Genomic DNA, 23,563 nt, shown 5'->3' with positions numbered 1-23,563 from the left:
TTCCGCATTGAAAGCGTCTTGCCGCCATGAACATCAACACCAAAGATCGCCGGATGAGAGCCAATCGCACCGTATCAATTACTTCACGGATCGCTAGCATATTGCAGTGCACTCGGCTAGTTGGATTTCCGGGCAAACACCGGAGGCAGATTGATGGAAATGCAGGAAGACACTCAATTGCGCCCGCGCTTCGGACTTCACATAATCTTGTGAATTGCTTGATCGGCTCGTTTCTCTACCGAAGGAATTCATGATGGACATTTCCACCCTCAACAAACTGAGAAAAGTAGCGCAATTCATCGATCCGCAACGCAAGCTCCGGAAATCGATCCGCCGCCTCTCCACCACCTGGGCCTACAGGAACCTCGACATACTCCCGGTGCAGCGGGGCAATGAGCTGATCGCGCAAACGATCGCCTCCGGCACCCCGGCCTCCATCGGCAAGATCGGCGCGTCCGAGCTGAAGGTGCTCAATTTCTACATCGCGATGCGTCCCGGCAAACCCTATCCGGAATCGATCCGCGAACAGGTGCTGGTGGGACCCGGCGTCTTCCCGACGACCGACGAGGCAATCGATGCATTCTGCCGGACTTACCTCGATGCGATATCGCAACTCGACATTCTGGCGCCCTGGTACAATCCGGGGGAGATCAACTTCATCCGGAAGTTCGCCTCCGATGCGAAGCTGGTCGAACTCAACGCCATTGAGCCCTATTATTCGCCGAGCCCCTGGTCGCGGACCCTGCACGGCAAGAAAGTCCTGCTGATCACCTCCTTCCCCAAAACGGCGGCTTCCCAATACGAGCGCAGGCGCGATGTCTGGAAGGCAAGCCCGCAGGTCCTGCCCGATTTCGATCTCGACATCATCCAGGCTCCCAGCAGCCCGGCGCTCGCGCCGCCCGCCCACGCGAGCTGGCAGGCGGCCCTGGACGACCTGAAGGAACAGATGACGGCCGTCGACTACGACGTCGCGCTGATCGGAGCCGGAGCGCTGGCATTGCCGCTTGGCGCCCATGCCCGCAGCCAGGGGAAAATCGGCGTCCATCTCGGCGGAGCGGTGCAGATCCTGTTCGGAATAAAAGGCGCGCGCTGGGACAATCATCCCGTCATCTCGCGCCTCTTCAACGAGAGCTGGGTGCGACCGAACGCGGAAGAGGTTCCCAAGGCGGCCAAGATCGTCGAAAACGGCGCATACTGGTGATCGCCGCAAATCCATCCCGGCCGGAACCCGCCTCCCGAGGCGAAGACCCGGCCTGAGCGTCGCCCCAGCCGGCGTTCCCGCCGTCCATTCCTCATGGTCCTGCTATTTTGCCTTGCAGCATAAAAGCGCGTGTGAGATATATAAGCGGCATCTGGCACAAGGATTGCTTGAATTCTTCCAGCACTATGACGGAGAAAGCGTGGACAGGGCAATTCAATGCGTCTGCCCTCATGTCCATTTCCCTTCAACAAGGGCGAAGAATGTAGAAATTGAGCAATCTTTCGTGAGATTTACTTCAGCATCCTGACGCAAAAATTCAACCACATTCCGCAACGGTATATCCCAAGATGATTTTGCTTGTGCCGAATTGGGGATCGTTGTTTTGCACTGCAAAATCCCGTTATGCAAAATCCTGTTATAGTGATATGCGAATACACTAAAGGGCTTCGGGTGAAGAAGGGGCAAAAGCTTCAGACATGGAATCCCCGATATCGGTCTTTCCGTCTTCGGAGGGAAACGGAAGATAGAACAGGCCTGCGAGAACGGTCACGGGTTCAGCGCCCGCCGCAATGCGGCATTGCGCAAACGGAACCGGTGTGAGGAGGAAGAGCGGGTAACGAGCTTTCATCGACGTCCCCGATACGAGATCAAGCGGGGTCGTTTCAGCAGTCGAAAACCTGAGTCACGCCGCCGATGGATCAACAAACCGAGCATCCACCCTTTGCAACGATCAAGGCGGTGCTCGTGCGTCTACTGAACGGACCTAAGTGAAGCCGATGGATATTCCCGTGCAAATGCGCAACGACAACAAAGCCTTTTTGTTGAACACCCCGCTGATATCCGAGAAAGAGCCCGCAGGCATCATCGACTTCGATCGCTGGCTCGGGGTGGCGCGCCGCCAGTGGCTCGTCGCGGCCCTGTGCACCCTGGCCGCCGCGTGCCTGGGGATCGTCTACGCGCTGACGGCCGTTCCCGTCTACACGGCCAGGGCGAGCGTGCTGATCGACACCGCCAATACGAAGGTCGCCGAGCAATTCTCCTCTTTCGTCGGCATGGCCGATGACGAAGCCTCCATCCTGAGCCAGGTCGAACTGCTTCGTTCGCAGGCCATCGGCGCCAAGGTGGTGGACGATCTCAAGCTCGTGGACAATCCCGAGTTCATGGCCGAGCAGGTATCCACGCTCGCGATGGTGAAAAGGGCGATCGTCTCGGTGATAGACCCGAGACGCTGGTTCTCCCCGGAAGAACCGGTGGAAAACGCCGACGAGATCCGGCAGGACGCCATCGACGCCCTCCTCGACAATCTCGGCGTCAGCCGTGTCGGCCGCACCTATGTCCTCGAAGTCAGCTACAGTTCGCCATCGCCGGGACTGGCGGCGAGTATCGCCAATGCCGTCGGGCAGGCCTATCTGCGGGACAAGCTCGATTCGAAATATGACGCGACCCGCCGGGCGAGCGCCTGGCTGGAGGACAGGATCGGCGAGTTGCGGAAGCAGGCGCTGGAATCGGACCTGGCGGTGCAGCGCTTCCGCGCGGACAAGGGCCTGGTCTCGGCGGGTTCCACGCTCGTCATGGACCAGCAGCTTTCCGAGCTGAATACCGCCCTCATCACGGCCCAGTCGGAAACCGCGCAGGCCCGCGCAAAATACGAGCGCATCCAGCAGATCATCAGCAGCAACACGGACAACGACAGCGATGTCGGAACCGTGACCGACCTGATGAGCAACACGGTCTACAGCGACCTGCGGCAGAAATACCTGGACGCCTGGAAACGGGAGACCGACATTTCCCGCCGCTTCGGCGAAGGCCATGTGCAGGCGATCAGGCTTCGCAACGAAATGAGCGAATACCGCAGGCTGATGTTCGCGGAACTGCAGCGCGTCGCCGAAGGCTACAAAAGCGAGCTGGATGTCGCGGAAGCGCGCGAAAAGAGCATTTCCGACAATGTCGACCGCGCCGCCAACGTGAGCGCCACCGCCAACGAGACCCAGGTCCAGCTGCGCGAGCTGGAACGTCAGGCCCAGACCTACAGAAGCCTCTACGAGGCGTTTCTCCAGCGTTACCAGGAGGCGACGCAGCAGCAGTCGTTTCCGATCACCGACGCCCGCGTCATATCCCGCGCGACGGCTCCAACCTCCCCGAGCGCCCCGAACAAGCCGCTGGTGGTGCTGCTTTTCTCCTTCATCGGGGCCATCGCCGGCGCAGGTTTCGGCGGCCTGCGTGAATTCAGGGATCGCTTCTTCCGGACCGGCGACCAGATTCGCGACGAGCTCAACGTCGAGTTCCTCGGCATCGTGCCGCTCGCCAAGCGGGAACGGCAGGCCGAGACCTCCAAGGCCGCAGCCCTGACCGCGCGGTCGCTCTCCAAGAACGACGCGATCTACAACTATGCGGTGGATCACCCGCTTTCCGGCTTCGCCGAAACCCTGCGAAGCGCCAAGATCGCCACCGATCTTTCGGCGCCGTCGAAAAACTGCCGGATCATCGGCATCGTTTCCACCCTGCCCGGCGAAGGCAAGTCGACGATCGCGGTCAACTTCGCCGAGCTTCTCGCCAGCCAGGGCGCGCGCACCGTGCTGATCGATGCCGACCTCAGAAATCCCGGCGCGACGCGCGCCATCGCGCAACATGCCGACAAGGGGATCTTGCAGGTCCTGGTCGACGAACTGCCCATCAGGGACGCACTTCTCTATAACGAAAAGACGCATCTCGCCTTCCTGCCCGCAGTGATCAGGCATCGTGTCTCGCATTCTTCGGAACTGCTGACATCCGCCAAGATGCAGAACCTGCTTTCGACGCTCTCCGGCACGGCGGACTACATCATTCTCGACCTCCCCCCGCTCGGTCCGGTGATCGATGCGCGCGCCATCGCCAGCAGCGTGCACGGTTTCCTCATGGTCGTGGAATGGGGGAAGACGTCGCGGCGCGCTGTTCGCCAGACGCTCGGATCGGAAGGCCAGATCAAGGCGAAATGCGTCGGCGCGATCCTCAACAAGGTCGACCAGCAGAAGCTCAAGCTCTACCATGCCTACGGTTCGTCGGAATATTACTACTCGAGCTATTCGCAGTATTACGTCGACAAGGAGTGACCGGGCTCCCGGGCGCGTCCGGCAGCACCCTGTCCGGGAATGGCCGGGAAGCAGGTCGCGCGACAAGGGCGAACGAAAGCCCGCGCGACCGCACAAGAGCAGAGGTTTAATCCAGAGCCGGACGGGCTTCGAGGCGCGTTCCGGAAGGTTCGGGAACCGACTTTCGGGGATCAGATATCGAGCCAGATCCGCGGATTGTCCGGCGACTGGATCTTCAGCCAGATCAGATCGGTACGGTTCCATGTGCGGATCGAATTCGAGCGATTGTCCAGCACGAGATCGCCCTGCGAGGTTTTGACGACCAGAACGGCGTGCCCCTCGCCCGCAGACGTTTTGGCGACCGCGATGCGCAGGCTGCCAGCCGGCCAGCCGGCCGCAATCAGGTGCCGGCGCTTCGTCAGGGCGTAGTCCTCGCAATCTCCGGCGCTCACATCGACACGCCAGACATCGGCATCGCCCTTGTCGTTGACCGGGCGGATGGCACGGTTGACGGACGCATTGATGCGCGCAAGTTCCGCCCGCCGCGATGCGTCGAGCTCCACGAGGGTTTCCCCTTTCGTCGCCGCGCAATCCTGAAGGTTGTCACGGCAGAAGCGCACGAAGGCAAACGGCGCCAGCGTAAAACGGGATGCCGTGATGAAAGCCGCCGGAGGCGCAGTCCGCAGCGGCCTGGCCAGTCCTGCGGCCGGGCCTGCCGATGCCTGATAGGACATCGAAGCATAGACCGTTGACGCGACAAGCAATGCCTTCACCAAGTTGCGGTAGACCATGGATGCCTCCAATCAAACCCTGCAAGATCAGCTCTCTGTCCTGCTGCTGTCCCGATCTAGCACACCGCGTTTTGCCCCCCGATTAAGCGGATCGATTGCATTTTAACAAACGCGCTCTTTTACGTCGAGCTGCCCGGAAATCCCTCCCGCGGTCCGCCGGGCGCGAGACATGTGAATACGTATTTGTGCACCGCAACGTGCTTGTCAGGCCCTTCCGAATGGCCTTAAGATCAATCGCAAAGGTACCGTGAACTGGTCCCGCAAACGTCTCTCGAACCTCCGCAGGTTTGCCGTGCGATATCCAGCCTTGTCGGGCCTTTGCCTCCTTCTTTCCCTGCTTCTTTCCCTCTGTGCCGCCGCCTCGGCGCGGGCGGTGGATTTCGAGATCCAGGTCGTGGCCGGCGACCCGGCGCGCGACATCCAGGCGGCGCTGCGCGAAGCACGCAAGCACCGTTCCGCGAAGCCTTATGACCGGATCGTCATCAATCTGCCCCCGCATCTCCCGGTCCGTTCGCCGATAAGACTGACCGGGCAGGATTCCGGCCGGGCGGAAGCGCCGCTTGTCCTGCGGGGTGCCTTGCCATCCGGCACGTCGATCGATGGCAGCGTGCCTCTGGCCGGGCGCGCCGTTCGCGGCGCGGAGGATATCGCAGGCCTGCCCTTTCCGGCCAGTCTCGCGGAACGCCTGCGTGTCGCCGACCTCAGCCCCTACTGGCCGCAGATATCGCCGGCCCTGACCGAGCGGAATTCGCTGAAAGAACTGAAGCGCTCGCGCCTCTTCCTGTTCAGGGGGCCGGCGCGGATGCATCCTTCCCGGTGGCCGGAGGCGGATTACGCCCGGAATCCGGATATCACCAGCGTCGACGGCGCCGCGCGGACGACGCTCTACCTTCCCGATGGCGCACCCAATGCGGCGGCGGAACCGGACCTCTGGATAGGCGGCTTCTGGAGCTGGAACTGGTGGTATGAGTTCGGCCAGGCGCAGGCGGATGGCGCCCGCAAGCTCACCTTCGCCGCGCCCGAAAACCGGATCGGCACGGATGTCAGGTATTTTCTGGCAAACGTCGCCCAGACCCTTTCCGAACCCGACAGCTATTACGTCGACCGCACCCGCCGGCGGCTTTTCTACATCGCGGGCGAAGGCGGCCGGGATGATGCGCCTCCGGCGCTCGCCATCACCGATTCCACACTCGTCATCGACGGTGCGTCCCATATCAGTCTCGAAGGCATCGGTTTCCAGCGCTCGATCGGCAGCGCGCTTTCCATCAAGAACTCCCGGAACATCACGGTTTCCGAATGTTATGCGGGCCAGACCGGCGGAGACGGGATCGAGGTCATCGAAGGCCAGCGGGTGACGATCAGTGGCTGCGTCGTCGACGACACCGGCTATTCGGGCATCACGCTGCTCGGCGGCAACAGGCAGACGCTTGCCGCCTCCAACCATGCGGTTGTCGGTTCGTCCATTTCACGGTTCGGTCGCGAAATGCCGAGCTACCGGCCCGGCGTGCGCGTTTTCGGAGTCGCCCAGACGGTCAGGAACAACGAGATCTTCGACGGCCCCCATTCCGGCATCCACTATTTCGGCAACGACCATACGATCGAAGGAAATATACTGCACGACCTGGTGCTCGATACCGACGATGCCGGCGCGATCTATTCCGGCCGGAACTGGACAAGCCGCGGAACGACCATCCGGAACAATGTCCTCGTGGACGTCAGAAACCGGATTGGAAGCTCTCAGGTTCGTGGCGTCTATCTCGACGACCAGCTTTCCGGAATAAACATCCTCGGAAACGTCTTTCAAAGGGTCGACGAACCCGTTCTCATCGGCGGCGGGCGGGACAATCTTGTAGAGGACAACCTGTTCCTCGACCCGGCACATGGCATCCGCATGGATTCGCGCGGAACCGAGTGGCAGGCGGACATGGTGGCGCCGGGCGGTGCCCTGCGGAAAAGCCTCCAGGACGTTCCGTCCACGGGCCCTCTCTTCATGAGCCGCTATCCGGGTCTCGCGACCGTCCTGACGGACAGGCCGGGGCAGCCGGCGAACAACCGGATCATCGACAATCTCGGACATGGCGACCCGCTCGTGGTCTATGAGCCCGAGGCCAACCGGAGCCTGGGTACCGAAACGGGGACAAGGCGGATCGACGCTACCGGCGACTTCCCGGCCATCCTCGACCGTCTCGACCCGGCGCTCCCTGCCCTGCCCGCCCTGCGGCAAACGGCGGCGGAAGAGCAGAAGACGCGGGACCTCATGAAGGCCCTCCGTTTCCGCCAAAAGCTGGAAGAACGCGCCGGCGGCCAGTGATCCAGGGTCAAGTGATACGGGGTTATTCGATCTTCAGACCGGTGATGCGGCGCAATTCCGCCTTGATGTCCTCGGGGTCCTGCAGATGGGCGATCGCGCGGCGCAATTCGAGAACCTTGGCGCCCACGAGGAAACGATACCAGAAGCCCTGCAAAAAGTGGTAGATCAGGCCCTCGGTGCGGTCGAGAAACCCGAGCTGAATGAAATAGCGGTAGAGGAAGAAGGAAAGCGCGCTGACCTGAAACGGAATGCGGTTATAGAAGTGCTCCTTCAGGAAACGCCGCATCGCCGCCTGGAAGGACGTATCCTTGGCCGACAGGTCGATATCGCGCTTGACGAACCTGTATTCCTTGTTGAGCACATCGATCGCCTCCCGCGTGGCGTACCGGTTGTGCTTGTCGATGAAAAAGGTCAGGTTGTTGAGATTGTGGTCGGTGAAGCTGCCTTCGAACGTCACCGTCCGGCCTCCCCAGACGATCATGTGCTCATCCATCCAGCGGTCCTCGATGCGTCCGTGACCGCGCCGCCATATGCGCAGGAGCATGAGCGGATACCGCCCTCCGAACCTCACCCAGCGATCGAGGAAAACCACTTTCCGCGGCATGATGATGCCGACGACGTCGTTTTCCATCTGGGGAAGCCGCGTCCGGATTTCCTCCGACAGTTCCGGCGAAATCAGTTCGTCGGCATCCAGCCGCATGACCCAGTCGCTTGCGATGGGTGCGTTTTCAAGCGCCCAGGAGAACTGCTTGGCGTAGTTGATGAACGGGTTCTTGAGCACGACGGCGCCCGCCGCTGCCGCGATCTCGGTGGTCCGGTCGGTCGAGAAGCTGTCGATGACGAATATCTCCGACGCAAAACTGGCTACGGACTCGATTGCGCGAGCGATGTGAATTTCCTCGTTATATGTGAGGATGACAACCGCGACCGTTGGCATGGCGATCAAACCCGCTTTCTTTCTCTGATCGGTCGAGCTGGATTTCCGGCGTAGATGACGTTGCTTTCCAGATTCCGGACTGCCACGGCGCGTGCGCCGAGAACGGCTCCCTCCCCCACGGCCACGCCCGGACCGACGAATGCTTCCGCAGCGATCCAGGCATGGGACCCGATCACGATCGGCTTGGCGATCAGCGGGAAATCCGGATGATCCGGATCATGCGTGCCGCCGCACAAATGGGCGCGCTGCGAGACGACGGCGTGATCGCCGATCAGGACACGGTCCATGCAGTAGCAGATGACATCCGGACCAAGCGTGGCATGGTGGCCCATCGACAGATTTGGCGGGAACCAGACACGAACGCCCGGATAGACACGCGATGTCTTTTCGAGGCTGGCGCCGAAGAGCTTCAGCAGGGTACGACGCCATCCATGCAGCGGCGCCGGAGTCCATCTGCCGAAAACAGCCCAGGTCACGTTCCAGGCCGCACGGAAGAGGCGATGTCCAAGCGCGAAACTCGGCCCTCCCTCCTTTGGATGCGTTCTGTTTCCCCCGGTCAAGTCTCTATACACCGTTTATTCCTGCTTCCTGCACGAATGATTTTCTTCGCGAATGAAACCGACCTTGAGGAGCCGGCGATTCGATGACGTTACGTCCCTCAAGCGTTGATGACATGCATTTGCAGGCAGCAGCCGACGATGAACATCGCTATTATTACATCACAATTCAGTCAAATGACATGATTGCGAAGGCACACAAGGTAGAGTTTCGTCATTAAGCTTAATTCTATAGAGGCAATTGACCCCACAAGCGCCATCCGCCTCCGCACAGCTTAATCCTGTCTCTACTGGACAAGATAATACTCGCCCTATTCTGAGGGCCCGAGAGACCTGAACAGAGTCCGGACCTTCCTCCGCAACGCCTGCATGCATACCGGACTATCGCGCTATTTCATGTTCAGCATGCGTTTCAGAGTGCGTTTGTACCGGCCGAGAATGTCGATGATCCTCTGGCTCCATGCATCGCGAGACGCGATCAGCGTATCCAAGGCGACATAGTCCACGGCCACGACATCGGGCAGGCGCGGCATTTCAAGGGCAAGCTCATCCCGCGGCACCATCCTGTGGTAAGGGTTGAGGCTGCTTCCATGGGTGCCGTCCTGGATGCCCGTATTGCGAATGAGGGTCTGGGACGGAAATACGGAAACCCCGCCGGAGCGGAACATGCAGTAGTACCACTGGATGAACCAGGAATTGACCCGGCCGTTCATCGCCATTTCAAGCATCTTGGGGTAGTCGCGCAGGCCCGCGAGACTGAAGAACGTCTTGAAGGAGTGCGATTTCAGCACCGGCGCGGGCACCGGTTTGTCGAGTTCGAAATGCCGCCATGCCCTGTCCCATGTCGCCCAGCCCCAAGGGTGGGTAAAAGGCAGGACGAGAGCCTCCTTGCGGGCGCGCATTCCGGGAACGCGATACATGTAGGCGACGATGTTCCAGACCCGGTCGTTGTCAGCGTATTTGTCGAGCGCCTGACGAAAATAGTCGAGCGTCACCGGCGAAAGCTCGAAATCGTCCTCGAAGACGATGACACGGCCGTATTCGTTGCACAGGCTTGTCACACCTGCGGCGATCGAGTGGCGAAGGCCCATGTTCTTTTCCCGAAAGACCTTGCGGATATTGGGGAAAGGCAGACCGTCCACGAAATCCCGGACCGCCTTGACATGCGGGGCGTCGATCTCCGTCTTCGGACCGTCGACGAACACAAAGATCTCGGATTCGGAGAAGCCATTGCACTTCACCAGGGAAGAAAACATGGCTTTCAGCAAATCTGCGCGACGATAGGCAAAGATGGCGATGGGAGGTCTCGGCGTGGCTGTCATGACGCGAATATGCCCTTTATCCGGTTATGCCTTTGGAACTGACGGAACGCCCCATAGAATTCCATCTATATGACAAGGAGATGCAGAAGTTTACGCAGCAGGAGGTAAGTCACGGTCATCAATCGCATATAACTCTATTCGGGTCCCAGTATATTTTCATAGATATTCAGAACAGCCGGCACGACGCTCTCCCTGGAAAACTTCGCGTGCACCAGCGTCCTTCCTGCCTCGCCCATCGCGTCCCGCTCGGCGGGCGCCCTTGCGAAGGCATCCTGCAGGGACCGTGAAAGGCTTTCCGGCTCCAGATCGACTTCGATGGCGGCTCCCGCCGCAAAACCTTCCGGCAGGTTGCAGGCCGCCGTCATCAACACGGGCAGCCCCGCGGCCCAGGCTTCCAGAACCGCCATGGGAAGGCCCTCGCTCTTCGACGGCAGCAGAAAGAAATCGGCAGCGGCGAAGGAGCGCTGCTTGTCCGCGCCGTATTGCGCGCCCGCATAGAAGACGTTCCCGAGCTCCGCCCCCAGCGAGGCGATCTCCGTCTCGAAACCGGGAAGGCCGTCAATCCATCCGCAGAATACCAGAACCGCGCCCGCCTTGAATTCGGGATCGCTGCGGCATGCAATCGACCAGCTCCGACAAAGCTCCATGCACCCCTTTTTCTCGTGCAGGCGCCCGAGGAAGAGGAAGACGGTCTTTCCCTCGTATCCGCTCCGCCACCAGGGAGGTGTCCCTTCGCCGTCCGGCACCGGCTCCGTCACATAGTTGGGAACGACGGCGGTCAGGGCGCCGCCATCCGCATAGGGCGCGACATCCTTTTCCTCCTGGCGCGTCAGCACATGGAACCCTGCGGCGGCGCGCAGGAAACGGTTGTGATAAATTACGGACGCCATCTTCTTCTGGAACGGGGAGCGCTTGAGAAGCCACCTGTCGAGCATGCCGTGCGGGCTGACGACATAGGGCCGTCCCGTGATACGGGACCACAGCCATACCATCAGGCAATGGAACTGCCAGACGCCATGGACGTGGACGACATCCGCCCCCGAACGCAGCAAAGCCGGCAGCATGAAGGGCGAGAAGCCCAGGATCGAAGGTCCCCAGGGCCGCACCGCCGTGACACGCACGCCCTGCCACGCCCCGGCGTCTTCGCGAGAATACCTGTCGGCAAGCGTGATCACCGAGATATCCGCGGATGCGGCGCCCGCCATTCCGGTCGCCTGGGAGCGAGCCGACTCCATGACTCCCGCCCCCAGGCGGGACGCCGAGGTGACGACAAAGCAGACGGAACGCGTGCGCGGGTCCCCGGCAGGCATCAGCGCGCCTCCTCCCCGGTCACGAAGCCGGCGACCGACCGGGCAAACCGGTCTGCATCCGCAAGCCCGGCGAAGCCTTCGGTCCGCTCCTTCATCCTCCTCCACAGAACCTCGTCATTGCCGAGGAGCGTCATGAAATAGGCGAGGCCCTCCACGTTGTCCGGCTCCACGATGAAACCGTTCACGCCGGAGCGAATCAGTTCGTCGCGCGCGCCGCACGGCAGGGAAACGATGGCGGGCGTGCCGAGAGCCTGCGCTTCGGCGATCACCTGGCCGTACTGCTCCTCGACGCTCGGCAGGACCAGGGCAAGGGAGCCTGCAAGCAGTTTCGAAACCACTTCGGTCTGGACAAACCCCTTGAACTCGACGAGTTCGGCGACGCCAAGCTGCCCGCAGAGCCGTTGCAGGTCCGCCAGGAGCGGCCCGGAGCCGCAGATCAGCAGGCGCCGCTGCCTGTTCGCCGCGAAGGCGGCCGCAAAGGCGCGAATGGCGAGCGCGATATTCTTCTTTTCGACCAGGCGGGCGACAATGATGAAAGGACGGTCCGCGAACGGCGGTTCGGGATCTTTCCCTGCCTGCCCGCGAAGCCGCGCCACATCGACCGTATCGTATCCGAGCCTTATCCGCTCCGGCGGGAAACCGAAGAAGCGCATGTAGTCATGGCTGCGCGGTCCCGCCACCATCGCGCCGTGGTAGGGAAGCAGGAAAACCCATTTGGCCAGTTCCCGCCGGAGGAACCGCTCGCGATCGTCGAATTTCGAATCCACCATGAGATAGACGCGGCGTCCCGTCGCCCTCAGAAGAAGCGCGGCGAGAAAGACATAGGAACGATCATGGTTGCAGAGGAAGACATGCCCGGCGCGATGTCTTCGAACGAGCCCCAGCAATCTTCCTGCAAAGCGGACCGGGCCGAACTCACGGCGGTCGGCGAACAGGGTGACGCTGCCCTGCGTTGCCGGAACCCAGTCATATTCGTTGCTGCCGGCGAAAACGCTGACCCCGACGATCCGGGCGGCATCCTGAAGGCGTGCGCGCGTCGCCTCGATCCGGTCGGCATGGAGCGGCCCGATATTATCCCAGAGAAAGACGACCGATGTCATGCCGCTGCGCTTCTTACCGAAGGAAATGATAACGCCACCACCCAGCCCCACCCCCGATGATGCGTTGCCATCGAAAGCGTCACCCCGAAACCCGCCGCCGCCTCGTGCGCGATGACAGGCCCGGGCTTGCAACGACCGCCGCGAACTCGGCGATGCCGATTGCCTTGGACAGGCGACGCGACAGGCCGAGCCGCTGGTCGCGGCGGTCGGCTATCTCGCCGGAAGCCACGCGCGCCACGCCCTGCGCCAGCAAGGCCGGGTCCCCGGGGGGCACCAGCAAGGCGGAACCTGCCAGGAATTCCGCAAGCTCGGTCCCCTCGTCCGCCGTCACGAGTATCTGCTTTCCGCTTGCGAGCATGCCGCCGAGCTTGGACGGCAGAACGAGATCGGCCGCGCCTTTTTCCTGGGGCAAGGCGTGAAGATCGGCCATGTTCAGGAACTCGTTGAGACGGGCATAAGGCTGAAACGGCAGGAAGCGCACATTCGCAAGCTGCCCGTACCGCTTCTCCAACCCGGCCTTGACCGGGCCGTCGCCGGCGACCACGAATTTGACGTGCGAGTGCACCTTCTCAAGCGCCTCCGCGGCATCCAGCAGAATGTTGAGGCCCTGCTTTGCTCCGATATTGCCGGAGTAGAGTACGATGAAATCTTCCGGACCGTAGCCCAGCTCGTCCCGGTAGGGGCTCACCTGCTCAAGCGGATAGATGTGATCGATATCGACCCAGTTGCGCAGGACCTGAAGCTTCGACCGCGAAAGCCCCTTCTCCTCCAGCTTTTCGCACATGCGTTCGGAGATGGTGATGATGCTGTTGAAGCCCTTCAGGACCGTACGCTCGAAACCAAAGGCAAGCCCGGAGAGCAATTTCGACTTGCCCAGATGACCGACGGCGAAAGCGGCATCGACCTCAAGGTCCTGAACATGCAGAACCGTCCGCGCACCCACGATCTTTGCCGCCACGAGAGCCACGGGCGAGGCAAAGAGAGTGGGTTCGACGCAGACGACCGCATGAGGACGCCTGCGGACGATTTCCCAGAAAATCACGGGAGCCGACGTCAGGGCGAAGCTCAGCGGCGCGATCAGCCGCCATATGCCGCCCATCTTCTGCCGCAGCAGCAGCGGCGTCCGGAGAACTTTCACGCCGTTTTCCACGCCTGAACTGTAGCGGTTGCGGAAACTCCCGCTAACCTTCCAGCCGGGATAATGGGGCGGCGTCGTCACCACCGATACGTCCACCCCCGTCTGCGCCAGATGCTCCGCGATCTCGCCGGTGTATCGACCCACGCCGGCTAGTTCGGGTGCATAGTTCATGCCGTAGACGACCACCCGTGTCCGAACGCTCGCAGCAGTGCGATCCTCGGGTGCAGATTCCCGCTCCGTGGCCTCGACTGCGAGCTGCGTGGTCATGCCGCGTTTCCCTGCACGCGCTCGGCATAATTGCCGCCGAGAAACGCCTTGTACGCATCGGCAAGGCCGTCGCGCAGCGAAATGCTGGGAGCCCAGCCGAGCGCCCTCAGACGATCCGCGCTCATCAGCTTCCGGGGGGTCCCGTCCGGCTTGGACAGGTCATGCACGATATCGCCGGAAAAGCCCACGACCTCGCAGATCAGCCCGGTCAGTTCCAGGATCGTGATATCCGTGCCCGAACCCACGTTGACGTGGACGTCGTCGGAATACACCTTCATCAGGTGCACGCAGGCATCGGCGCAGTCATCGACGTGGAGGAATTCCCTCCGCGGCGTGCCCGTGCCCCATACGGTGATGGAGGAGGCGCCGGCTTCTTTCGCATCATGCGCCTTGCGCAACAGCGCCGGCACGACATGGCTCGAATTCAGATCGAAATTGTCGCCCGGACCGTAGAGATTGGTCGGCATGGCCGAAATGAAGTCGCATCCATATTGCTTGCGATAGGCCTGGCAAAGCTTGATGCCGGCGATCTTGGCGATCGCGTACCACTCGTTGGTCGGCTCCAGCGCCCCCGTCAGCAATGCCTCCTCGACGATCGGCTGATCGGCGAATTTGGGATAGATGCAGGAGGAGCCGAGGAACAGCAGCTTCTTCACACCCACCTTGTGGGCCGCGTGAACGATATTGGCCTCGAGGATCAGGTTGTCGTAGAGAAATTCGGCCGGATAGGAATTGTTCGCAAAGATACCCCCGACCTTGGCGGCGGCCACGAAGATCGCATCCGGCCGGTTCTTCTCCAGCCAGGCCTCCACCTCTTCCTGACGGCGCAGATCGACGTCCTTGCGGGACGAGACGAGGACTTCGCAGCCCTCGCTCGCCAGGCGGCGGACGATGGCGCCGCCGACCATCCCACGATGGCCGGCAACCCAAACCTTCTTGCCCGCGAGATCGAAGACCGTACTAGGCATGAGCCAGCCCCTTGGTGTTGGACTGACCGGGAACGCTACGCGCCATCAGCTTCACGTCCTCGCGCATCATTTCCGTAACGAGCTGGTCGAGGTTGGTCTCGTGTTTCCAGCCGAGCTTCCTGTGCGCCTTGCTCGGGTCGCCGATCAGCAGATCGACTTCCGTCGGGCGGAAATAGCGCGGGTCGATCTCGACCACGAGTTCGCCGGTGCCTGCATTATAGCCCTTCTCTTCCACTCCCTCGCCGCGCCATTCGACGGGCACGCCGACCTTAGCGAAGGCCTTTTCCACGAAAGAGCGCACGGTATGGGTCTCGCCGGTGGCGAGCACGTAGTCGTCAGGCTCGTCCTGCTGCAGCATCAACCACATGCCGCGCACGTATTCGCGGGCGTGACCCCAGTCGCGCTTGGCGTCGAGGTTGCCCAAGAAGAGCTTTTCCTGCAGGCCGAGATGGATCGCGGCGGCAGCGCGGGTGATCTTGCGCGTGACGAAGGTCTCGCCGCGGATCGGGCTTTCATGGTTGAACAGGATGCCGTTGCTGGCGTGAATGCCGTAGGCCTCACGGTAGTTGACGACGATCCAGTAGGCATAGAGCTTGGCGGCGGCATAGGGGCTGCGCGGGTAGAAGGGCGTCGTCTCGCTTTGCGGGACCGCCTGCACCTTGCCGTAAAGTTCGGACGTGGAGGCTTGATAGAATTTCGTCTTCTTGGTCAGGCCGAGAAGACGGATCGCCTCCAGAATGCGAAGCGTGCCGATACCGTCGGCATTGGCGGTGTATTCCGGCGTCTCGAAGCTGACCTGAACGTGGCTCTGGGCCGCGAGGTTGTAGATCTCGTCAGGCTGGGTTTCCTGAATGACGCGGATCAGGTTCGTGGAATCGGTCATGTCGCCGAAATGCAGGATGAAACGGGGATTCTCGATATGAGGGTCCTCGTACAGATGTTCGATGCGGTTCGTGTTGAACGAAGACGAACGGCGCTTGATGCCATGGACGACATAGCCTTTCTCCAGCAACAATTCCGCGAGATAGGCGCCATCCTGCCCCGTTACACCAGTAATAAGGGCGGTTTTCTGACTAGGAAGCTTGTGTATAACCAAGGTGTATATCTCCTTTTGGCCGAATTACACTCATTCGAAGTGCCGGCTACCGTCGTATGCGAAGAACCGCTCTGGAAATTAAGCTGAATTCATTCATCTGCTTGACCAGCATGTAAACCAATGCTGCACTGCAATGTCAATCTGCGGCATGACGCATTGTGGGAGAACTTCCAAATTAGTTAATCCCCAAATTTCCGCAAATGACGCGCATCACAAATACTTTTACGTTGTTTTCCAATGCCTTCTACGCCCGAACCCAGGCACTTGGAAAACACCCTGCAGAGCGGTCTTCTCTCTCATTCCTCGATGACTGTTGCTCAGCGGCCCGACTTCACAGCCGCCTGGGAACCAATCGGGCGACACTGGGGCACGAGGCGCGCAATCTCACCCTTCAGGACCGGCGACGGCGACGGCAACTGGCGCCGCAAGCCGCTATCGGCGCAGATAAGCTGCAAGTCATCCAAGAGCGGCCCGGCAAGCCGGTCGAGCGTGACCTTCGTCAGCCGGTTATACAACTGATAGCGACCACCGATGACGTTCTCCTCAGACGGCGCATACGATTTGGAAAACGCCAGCATCATTTCCATTTCCTCGGGCTGCTCCGCGGCAGCCTGTCTTATCATCGCCAGCCGCAACCAGATGTTGCCATCGACAGGCCGGCAACCCAAGGCATAACGCGCCACCCGTTCGGCGCGTTCCAGGCTTGCAGCCCATCTTTCGTAGCCGGCGTCCTGATTCTGATTGTCAAGATCGGTCAATGCAAGCGTCAATGCGCCCTTTACAAAATCACCCGAACAGATGCCGGCATCCACGATGCCCGTGGCCCGGGCGGCATAGGCGGCGACCGTCGGCGGAGGAACCGGCTTTCCCGCTTCGATCTGCCTCGCCAGATACGGTATGTCGCCGAAACGATGATAGCGCAGCATCTGGACCGCCGCCAATACCAGCACGACCACCGAAACGGCGATCAGAAGCCCGGCCAGAAGCGGGTCCTTGCGAACCCCGAGCATCCTAGGCCTTCTCCTGATAATAGTCTGTGTAACGGGAGTAATAATATTCGCTCGAACCATAAGCCCGGTAGAGCTTCATCCTTGTCATATCAACCTTGTTCAATATGACGCCAAGGCATTTGCTGCGGACATTGGTTTCCGTGGACAGGATCTGCCGCACGACACGGCGGGCGGTTCTGCCCCATTCCGTCACGAAGACGAAGGCGTCGATATGGCTGGCGATGGCTCTCGCATCGACCACCGGCCCCAGCGGCGCAAGGTCCACGACGATATAGTCGACGTCCCTGGACAGGGAGTTCAGCACGCCGACCATGGTGGACGAGGCCAGGAGATCCGACGAATGCGGCACCCGGTGCCTGATGATCGTCGGCAGGAACGAAAGTCCCGTCTGCGGATTGCGCACCAGCAGGCTCCGCGCATCGGCGCCTTCGAGCAGGACCTCGATCAATCCCGCCCGGGCATGACGGGCAAGAGCGCGCGTCGCGCCGGGATTGCGCAAGTCCCCGTCGACCAGGATCGTCCGGCTGCCCTGGCTGGCCAACAGTTCCGCGAAATTGACGGCGATCGTCGACTTGCCCTCCCCGGGCAAGGTCGAAACGATGCCGATGACCTTGCACGGCTTGCCGACCAGGCTCAGGTCCGCGGACAGCTTTGCGCTGCGCAAGGTCTCGGCGAAAGCGGAAAAGGGATGATCGATCACGTAGTTCGAAACCGCGCTTATCTTTCGAACCATGTGGGGATCTTCGATATCCGCCAGAGGCACCGCCTGGTTGCCGGTCACGAGGGGCGCATTGCCGAGGAATTCGAGACCCAGCACGTCACGGACCTGATCTCCGGTCCGGAAGAAACGGTCGCGGAATTCCCGGACCGCGGCGACGCCGCATCCCGCAAGAGCGCCCAGGAAGCAGAACAGCACAATCACCAGCGCCTTGCGCGGATAGGTCGGCAGGCGGGCCGGCAGGGCACGGGAGATCACGCGCGCCTCGGTCACGGGAAACGACTGCTGCTGCACCGCTTCCTGATAACGCTGCAGGAAGGTCTGGTAGAGGTTCCTGTAGGAATCCGCCTCGCGCTCCAGCTCTCTCAGCTGGACTTTCGTCTCGTTGGCGCTCGCGCTGACAACTGAGGATTCCGATACCCTGTCGCTCAACGCCTTCTCGCGGGCCTCGGCAACCTCAAGGTCGCTCCGATAGCTTTCAGCGATGCGATTGAGTTCCTCGAACATCAACCGCTTGTATTCGGCCATCTCGCTTCGGAGCCTGACGGCCTGAACATGGCTTTCGCCGAGCCGCGCGGCGATCTCGGTCTCCCGCTTCGAGGCATCGAGATATTTCTGCCGCAGCTCATTGGAGATCGAACTGCTGAGAACGTCGGTAACGATCGCATCCGTCTGGTTGGAAGCGATGATCTGCTCTATCCGCTGCAGGCGCGCCCTGGCCATCGCGGTATTGGACTGCGCCATGATCAGGGCGCTGTTCAATTCCGAAAGCTGCTGATCCGTCACCAGCGTCGAGCCGGCCGCGACCAATCCGTTGGCGCTGCGGAACTTCTGCACCGCCAGGTCCGAATCCAGCGCCTTCTGGCGCAGTTCCGCTATCCTGTCCTGCAACCAGTCGCCGGCGCGGCGCGTCGCGTCGTATCGGGAATTCAGCTTGTCGACCAGATAGGCCTCGCCAATGGCGTTGGCGATCTTCGACGCCAGTTCCGGCGATGGCGACGCATAGCTGATTTCAAGCACATAGGTCCGGCCGACACGCTCGACCGCCAGGTTCGCAAGCAGCGTATCGCCTGCCATCTGCCGGCGAAGCGCAGCCTCGTCGGTCGCCTCTTCCGATACGAACCATTGCGAGACGTTGGCGATCGAACCCAGCGTGCGCACAAGCGACGACACCAGCGACCCTTCCGTTTCCGTGAAATCCGGATCGTTGGAAAGATCGAGCTTGTCCACGACGGCGAGAGCCATCGTTTCCGATCTCAGCAGTTCCACCTGGCTGAGAACCCACGGCTCGTTGTCCCCCGTCGCCCCGATCGAGGAAAGCTGCTCGACGAGCTGGCTGTTGTCGCGGTCGATCAGAACGCTGAATTTCGACGTATAGAGCGGGACGGTCGCCAGAATATACAAAAGGCCGAGTATCGCCGCGCCGACAACACATGCCAGCACGGCTCTCCATTGTCTGTGGACGACGCCGAGAAACACTTCCGCGTCAACAAGGTCCAGAAGGCCAGCCGCTTTCGATTCCGAGTTCCGCCCGGCACCTGGAAGAACCTTGCTGTAAATCTGCAAGCGCGCGCCCTCAAAATCGAATTCGGCTGGGTCAGGACTCAATGAAACAGGGCCGGAATAGGAACCGAAAGGGCGCGTGGATACGCCCGATCCGGCTATGAGTGCATGACCCGGCGCGCACTCACTGGCTCGGTGCGGAGGTCAGGCTGACCTCGGTGGTCGTCGTGGACCCGCCGCCGCTGCTGGAGAAGTACCGGCTTCCCGAATTGCTGGCGCTGGACGTGGGATTTCCCGATTCGACGGACTCCGAACCGCCGCTGGTGCCATTCACGCCGCCGCCGGGATTGCCGCCTCCGCCGATCGCCGACGCGCCGCCGCCAGCCCCACCGCCCGCTCCCAGAGCGGCAGTCTGGATCTCGGGACTGCCGGCCAGGAACGCGGTTTCGAAGGTGGCGTTGTCGACATCGGCCGCAGCGGCCTGGATCTGCGCCGCATATTCCGGATTGGACGGAGCGCAGGCGCGGGCAGCGCGGGCAAGCCCGGAGCCGATGGCGGAAATCTGCTGGTCCGACGCGCCGCCGAGCAGGGCGATGAGCGCCGTCAAAGTGTCGGTGCTGGAACCGGCGAGGCTGCGAACCCGCGTGGAAAGCGGCAGGCCGCCGGCCGGATACTCCTTCAGGAGGTCCTGGGGCGACGCCAGAAATCTTGCGATCTCCTCGTCCGACACCTTCGCGGTTCCGACAAAGCAGCTCGACGCCGACGTGGATTGCGCCGGCGCGGGCTGCTGCGCCATCGCGCCGGGCACTTCGATTGCGCCCAACAGGGCGGAGCCCACCAACAGCCACCCTGCGGCCTTAACAAAACGATAAGCCTTCATGATCTTCCCTGAAACCCCATATCAACCGGCGCAACGCTTCCCATAAATGAAGCTCCCAATCAAGCCGAAGATTAAGAAAGCGTTAACGCCGGCCCTCCCCCAATATCAACGTGTAAGATCCCGAACGGCATCCCTGGTCGAAACAGCATCCGAAGTAACACCGGAAGCTGTCGAAGTAACCGAGTTCACCACATCAAGGAACTTGATGAGTTCGACGGAATCCGAGTTCGAGACGTAGAGGATGTCCTTGTCCTGCATCGGGAACTTCTGCACTGCGAAGAATGCCGCCGGATCACGCAGATTGGCCCGGAAGATGACCGGAACCGTTGCGGTCGTGAAGCGCGACACGTCTACGCCGAGCTTCGACAGGAATTCCTTGCCGACGACGCGATAGAGCAGCACCTGGGCCGGGTCCGCGCGGGAATCCAGCAGCCCGCCCGCCTTGCCGAGCGCCTCGCCGAGCGTGAGATCGGAATCCTCGAAGTCGAAGCGGCCGTTCAGACCGGACGCGCCGAAAGCCAGATAGGTACGCCGCTCGCGGTCGACCAGGATGGTATCACCCGGCGCCACATAGATGTTCTCGACCGGCGTTGCCACGAGATGATCATATTGAATGGTGCCCGAGCGGCCGCTGCGCTGCAGCGTGACATAGGTCTCGGCGCCGGGCGCGCTCAGGCCGCCCGCCTCGGAGATGACGTCGAGAACCCGCTCGCCGGCCTCGGTCAGCTCTATCTTTGCGGGCGAACGCACGTCGCCGAGAACGGCGACCTGGGCGGAACGGCTGGAAATCTTGGTGATCAGGACCTGAGGCTCGATCGCACGGTTGGCGAGAAGATCCTCGATCTCGGACTGGATCTGCTCCACCGGCCGTCCGGCCGCCCTCACCCGACCGGCGTAGGGAACGCTGATCGTGCCGTCGCGCTCGATCGTCTGCTGGGGAAGCGAAACATAGTTGCCGGGACGGCTGCCCGCGTCCGCGGGAATGAAGAGACCACCCGCCTGGGATTCGAAAACGGCGACCTGCACCACGTCGCCGACCCCGAGGGGCAGGCTCGGAGGGCCACCGCGACCGCCGCCGAAGCCGCCGGCGAGCGACGTCGCCTTGGTCTCCGCGACGAAATTCAGAACGGCCTTGTTCAAGTCCACCAAGGCATAGTCGATGCCGACGGCCTTGCTTTTCGCTGAAGTAACCTTGACGGCCGCCTGCGTTTCCACCGCACGCGGATCAGGTCCAGCATTCGGCAAGGCAGTACAACCTGTCAGTGCGGCGGTCAAAAGCGCGATACTAGTCGCCGGAAATCGAATATACACGGAAGTCCCCTGATATGCCCTGGAGGGTTATGCAGAAATCGGACGGTAAAATCCACATGACTCCATGTAGAAATCGGCTACAACGCACAGCCAATTCACAGACTGTTGCGAGTTGAACACAACATGTTAATTTTAGTCTGGTATTTCAGGATTTTAGAAGCTTCGAGTAACAATTTCGAAAGCATCGCAAAACGGCATTTTCCTTTAAATTCGAAATTGCTAAATTAAAAGAGAGCCAGTCTCAAGTCAAAACATCCGGATATTGGGCGTTCAACTGTTCAATGCCTGCGGAAACGGGGCTGAATCCGGAATATCCGCACGCCGCTCCAGGTCCCGTCCCGGCGTCCCCGTGCAGATGGATACGATCGGCGCCATCGCGGCCGCGAAGAAAATGGCGAGCCCCGATATCTGCATCGAGAAATCGAATGCGGAATGAAGTGCGACCAGCAGCAGGGACGACAGTCCGGCCTCGCCCGCGAAACGAAAGCGACGCCGCGTTCTCATTCCCTTGATACAGGCCCAGGCCAGACCGGCCGCCACGACGACCAGCAGCGGAGGAAACGCCAGCCCGAGAGAAAACATGCCTTCGAGATAGACGTTATGCGCCCTGTCCCACACGTTTTCGATGCCGCAGGCCGCATCGCGGTAGGCCGGGAAAACGGACTCGAAGCTTGCCAGCCCGGCTCCCCAGGGAAGATGATCGATCACGGCCCTGACGATGCCCGGCATGACGCAGAAGCGCGTGTCGTTGACACCCTGCACCTGCGCCCTCAGCAACACCCGGCCGGCCAGGAACAGCAGGAACAGCGCCACAAGCGAAATGGCCGCCAGCGACACGATGATCCGCCTGATATTCCAGCTTTCCCCGTTCCCGCTTCGGCGGGAGCCGCTTGCGCGACGCGACGGCCTCAACGCGATCAGGACGGCCATGACCAGCATCGCCGCCAGGCTCGCCCCGACGCCCGCGCGCGACTTCGTCAGCACGAGCGCGATGACCGATACCAGGAACGACGAGCCGTACCAGAACAGCCGCCGGATATGCCGGCGTTCGTCGGGCTTGAGCGGCCGCAGGCGCTCGATGGCGGCGAACAGTCTTGGAAAGTCGGTTTCGCCGACGAGCCGCCAGGCCATCGCGCCGGTCAACAGCGCAAGCAGCCCGAAATAGGTCGCCGCAGTGTTCCGGTTGACGAAGAAGCCCGTCAGGCTGTCGAGATAACCGGTCTTGGGACCGAAGAGCAGTGTCCGGGGCGCAAGATAGAATTGCCCGATCGATAGGATGGAGATGACGCCGCCCGAGATCGCCAGCAGCTTCAGGGCCGCCATGGCCCGCCGATCGTCCCGGAACAGCAGCAGGCCGAGCAGGAACACGCCGAACGGAAGCGCCAACCGCAAAAGCGCAGCCCAGTCGTCCCCCGGCGTCTCGGAAATCGTCGCCAGCCTGCCCGCCGCGATACCCTGAACATTCCGCCACGAGGCCTGGGCAAGGATGCCGCCGGGCATGGGCATGGCCTGCAAGGCGACCCAGGCGATGGATACCGCCAGGACGGCCAGGCCCACTCCCATCATCGCCCTGGTATGATCGGGAACGCCGTCAACAACGAAAATCACGATCAGAAGAGAAAATATCGGGATCGTAACGATAGAGACTGAAATGAGATCGACCGCGCCATAGTTGAGCAAAGCTAAGGCGATGCTCACCCAATAAACCATAGTGGCGGATATTATCGCGACCGACATTGGCATGTCGTTCGGACTATGGCTTCGCATCTTCATGCCCCGTCCCCAGATCTGCCCGCCTCTAGAATACTCCGGAGGAGATCGCAAGCCCTTCGGCCAGCCCTTTAATGTGATCTGAAATAAATGTTAATTTCCGATTGTGCGTTGCAATAATAACAGAATGCGCTAGGAAAATCTGCGACGACGGCAGGATATTCTCCAGGGTGCAGACAGGGATATCAGATGCGAATAGTAATGGTTGGCTCGGGTTATGTTGGCCTTGTTTCGGGGGCATGCTTTGCGGATTTCGGCCATGAGGTCGTGTGCGTCGACAAGGCGGTGGAGAAGATCGAGGCGCT

Annotated in this window: 18 protein-coding genes; 4 read left to right on the top strand and 14 right to left on the bottom strand. The window is 61.2% G+C overall.

Annotated features, from left to right (window positions below):
• Positions 1 to 253 precede the first annotated feature (253 nt).
• Both ACFFP0_RS15575 and ACFFP0_RS15570 read left to right on the top strand, forming a co-directional pair.
• A complete protein-coding gene (locus ACFFP0_RS15575; protein ID WP_377262389.1) occupies positions 254 to 1,201 on the top strand; it encodes a hypothetical protein in 948 nt (315 codons plus the stop codon).
• Positions 1,202 to 1,995: 794 nt separating this feature from the next.
• Entirely contained in the window at positions 1,996 to 4,290 is a 2,295-nt protein-coding gene (locus ACFFP0_RS15570; RefSeq protein ID WP_377262416.1) for a polysaccharide biosynthesis tyrosine autokinase, read from the top strand.
• A gap of 170 nt (positions 4,291 to 4,460) precedes the next feature.
• Here the strand turns inward: ACFFP0_RS15570 and ACFFP0_RS15565 are convergent, their stop codons facing one another.
• Positions 4,461 to 5,060: a transglutaminase-like cysteine peptidase gene (locus tag ACFFP0_RS15565; RefSeq protein ID WP_377262387.1), complete on the bottom strand. Its 600-nt coding sequence runs from the start codon at positions 5,058 to 5,060 to the stop codon at positions 4,461 to 4,463.
• Positions 5,061 to 5,367: 307 nt separating this feature from the next.
• Here ACFFP0_RS15565 and ACFFP0_RS15560 point away from each other — a divergent pair, with 307 nt between their 5' ends.
• Positions 5,368 to 7,371: a right-handed parallel beta-helix repeat-containing protein gene (locus tag ACFFP0_RS15560; protein ID WP_377262385.1), complete on the top strand. Its 2,004-nt coding sequence runs from the start codon at positions 5,368 to 5,370 to the stop codon at positions 7,369 to 7,371.
• Between the two features lie 22 nt (positions 7,372 to 7,393).
• Here ACFFP0_RS15560 and ACFFP0_RS15555 read toward each other — a convergent pair whose 3' ends face one another.
• The 13 genes from ACFFP0_RS15555 to ACFFP0_RS15495 form a co-directional block, all read right to left on the bottom strand.
• Positions 7,394 to 8,308: a glycosyltransferase family 2 protein gene (locus ACFFP0_RS15555; protein ID WP_377262414.1), complete on the bottom strand. Its 915-nt coding sequence runs from the start codon at positions 8,306 to 8,308 to the stop codon at positions 7,394 to 7,396.
• Between the two features lie 5 nt (positions 8,309 to 8,313).
• The gene (locus ACFFP0_RS15550; protein ID WP_377262383.1) at positions 8,314 to 8,880 is read right to left on the bottom strand and encodes an LbetaH domain-containing protein; all 567 of its coding nucleotides are present in this window, start codon (positions 8,878 to 8,880) and stop codon (positions 8,314 to 8,316) included.
• Positions 8,881 to 9,254: 374 nt separating this feature from the next.
• Positions 9,255 to 10,121 (bottom strand): hypothetical protein, encoded by an 867-nt coding sequence (locus tag ACFFP0_RS15545; RefSeq protein ID WP_377262381.1) that lies wholly within the window; start codon positions 10,119 to 10,121, stop codon positions 9,255 to 9,257.
• Between the two features lie 200 nt (positions 10,122 to 10,321).
• Positions 10,322 to 11,497 carry a glycosyltransferase gene (locus tag ACFFP0_RS15540; protein ID WP_377262379.1) on the bottom strand — a complete coding sequence of 392 codons (1,176 nt, stop codon included), beginning with the start codon at positions 11,495 to 11,497 and terminating at the stop codon, positions 10,322 to 10,324.
• Positions 11,497 to 12,597: a glycosyltransferase gene (locus ACFFP0_RS15535; protein WP_377262377.1), complete on the bottom strand. Its 1,101-nt coding sequence runs from the start codon at positions 12,595 to 12,597 to the stop codon at positions 11,497 to 11,499. Before ACFFP0_RS15535 ends, ACFFP0_RS15540 begins: the two co-directional genes overlap by 1 nt.
• Positions 12,598 to 12,676: 79 nt before the next feature.
• On the bottom strand, positions 12,677 to 14,002 hold the full coding sequence (locus ACFFP0_RS15530; protein ID WP_377262375.1) for a WcaI family glycosyltransferase: 1,326 nt from the start codon (positions 14,000 to 14,002) through the stop codon (positions 12,677 to 12,679).
• Complete coding sequence (fcl, locus tag ACFFP0_RS15525) at positions 13,999 to 14,970, bottom strand: GDP-L-fucose synthase (protein ID WP_377262372.1); 972 nt, start codon at positions 14,968 to 14,970, stop codon at positions 13,999 to 14,001. Before fcl ends, ACFFP0_RS15530 begins: the two co-directional genes overlap by 4 nt.
• Positions 14,963 to 16,066: a GDP-mannose 4,6-dehydratase gene (gmd, locus tag ACFFP0_RS15520; RefSeq protein ID WP_377262370.1), complete on the bottom strand. Its 1,104-nt coding sequence runs from the start codon at positions 16,064 to 16,066 to the stop codon at positions 14,963 to 14,965. Before gmd ends, fcl begins: the two co-directional genes overlap by 8 nt.
• A gap of 317 nt (positions 16,067 to 16,383) precedes the next feature.
• On the bottom strand, positions 16,384 to 16,992 hold the full coding sequence (locus ACFFP0_RS15515; RefSeq protein ID WP_377262368.1) for a hypothetical protein: 609 nt from the start codon (positions 16,990 to 16,992) through the stop codon (positions 16,384 to 16,386).
• An 85-nt stretch (positions 16,993 to 17,077) separates the two neighbouring features.
• Complete coding sequence (locus ACFFP0_RS15510) at positions 17,078 to 19,294, bottom strand: polysaccharide biosynthesis tyrosine autokinase (protein WP_377262412.1); 2,217 nt, start codon at positions 19,292 to 19,294, stop codon at positions 17,078 to 17,080.
• 187 nt (positions 19,295 to 19,481) lie between these two features.
• Positions 19,482 to 20,177: a hypothetical protein gene (locus ACFFP0_RS15505; RefSeq protein ID WP_377262366.1), complete on the bottom strand. Its 696-nt coding sequence runs from the start codon at positions 20,175 to 20,177 to the stop codon at positions 19,482 to 19,484.
• Between the two features lie 105 nt (positions 20,178 to 20,282).
• Positions 20,283 to 21,422 (bottom strand): polysaccharide biosynthesis/export family protein, encoded by a 1,140-nt coding sequence (locus ACFFP0_RS15500; RefSeq protein ID WP_512699792.1) that lies wholly within the window; start codon positions 21,420 to 21,422, stop codon positions 20,283 to 20,285.
• 336 nt (positions 21,423 to 21,758) lie between these two features.
• On the bottom strand, positions 21,759 to 23,186 hold the full coding sequence (locus ACFFP0_RS15495) for an O-antigen ligase family protein (protein WP_377262364.1): 1,428 nt from the start codon (positions 23,184 to 23,186) through the stop codon (positions 21,759 to 21,761).
• A 261-nt stretch (positions 23,187 to 23,447) separates the two neighbouring features.
• Here ACFFP0_RS15495 and ACFFP0_RS15490 point away from each other — a divergent pair.
• The coding region (locus ACFFP0_RS15490; protein WP_377262408.1) for an NAD-binding protein at positions 23,448 to 23,563 on the top strand (116 nt) is incomplete at its 3' end.

Source organism: Neorhizobium puerariae, assembly GCF_042429745.1.
Lineage (GTDB): Bacteria > Pseudomonadota > Alphaproteobacteria > Rhizobiales > Rhizobiaceae > Neorhizobium > Neorhizobium puerariae.
The sequence above is the reverse complement of the archived record's forward strand: the minus strand, read 5'-3'. Positions and strand labels throughout refer to the sequence as shown.